General features: G+C 56.6%; 1 rRNA gene. It reads right to left on the bottom strand.

Annotation, left to right across the window (positions count from 1 at the left end):
• Nucleotides 1–417: 417 nt before the first annotated feature.
• Nucleotides 418–528: ribosomal RNA gene (locus QSK25_RS45245) — 16S ribosomal RNA — on the bottom strand; the annotation flags it as partial.

Genomic DNA, 528 nt, shown 5'->3' with positions numbered 1-528 from the left:
GACTTTTCGCAGTCTCCTACGTCCTTCATCGGCTCCTGGTGCCAAGACATCCACCGTATGCCCTTACTAACTTGCTACAAAGATGCTCGCATCCACTGTGCAGTTCTCAAAGAACAATCAGATCCACCAGCTCTACTGCGCGATGCCGGCCTAACCCGATGGCTAGGTGGTTCATCCGCGGCCGATGGCCGATCACTGAAAGACACTAAGCGTGTTCTCTCAGGACCCAACAGCGTACCGATCAATTCAGCTAGCCCCCAGAAGACCTTTCCACGCGGTAAACCGCAGTACTCACTCATCCGGCAACAAGCCGTCATGCCAGCCAGCATCCACTAATGAGCCCTACCTCGCTTAAGCGAGTGCAGGTTCTGACCAGCGCGGAGACGTTCGCTCCGAACACTGGTAGATGCTCCTTAGAAAGGAGGTGATCCAGCCGCACCTTCCGGTACGGCTACCTTGTTACGACTTCGTCCCAATCGCCAGTCCCACCTTCGACCGCTCTCCCCCTTGCGGGTTGAGCCACGGGCT

This window comes from Lentzea sp. NBRC 102530 (genome assembly GCF_030269365.1).
Classification (GTDB): Bacteria; Actinomycetota; Actinomycetes; order Mycobacteriales; family Pseudonocardiaceae; genus Lentzea.
Note: the sequence above shows the minus strand (reverse complement) of the source record. Positions and strands in the feature narration are given on the sequence as shown.